The 299-nt window shown below is 74.2% G+C and carries 1 protein-coding gene; it reads right to left on the reverse strand.

Features of this window, described 5'->3' with window-relative positions:
• Positions 1-299: acyl-CoA synthetase family protein (locus IG78_RS43675; RefSeq protein ID WP_037687836.1), on the reverse strand; the 299-nt coding region annotated here is incomplete at both ends.

Genomic DNA, 299 nt, shown 5'->3' on the forward strand with positions numbered 1-299 from the left:
TGTTCGGCGAGCGCGGCCTCGACCTCGGCGGGTTCGATGCGGAAGCCGCGGATCTTGACCTGGGTGTCGGCCCGCCCGAGGAAGACGAGACGGCCCTCCTCGCTCCAGGCGACGACATCCCCGGTGCGGTACATGCGCTCACCGGGCGCCCCGTACGGGCAGGCCACAAAGCGCTCGGTGGTCAGCGCAGCCCGGCCCACGTAACCGCGGGCCAGCCCCTCCCCCGCCAGGTACAGCTCGCCGGGCACACCCGGCGGCACCGGCCGCAGCGCCCCGTCCAGGACGTAGGCGCGCGTGTT

Source organism: Streptomyces aureocirculatus, from assembly GCF_000720475.1.
In the GTDB taxonomy this organism is placed as follows: Bacteria; Actinomycetota; Actinomycetes; order Streptomycetales; family Streptomycetaceae; genus Streptomyces; species Streptomyces aureocirculatus.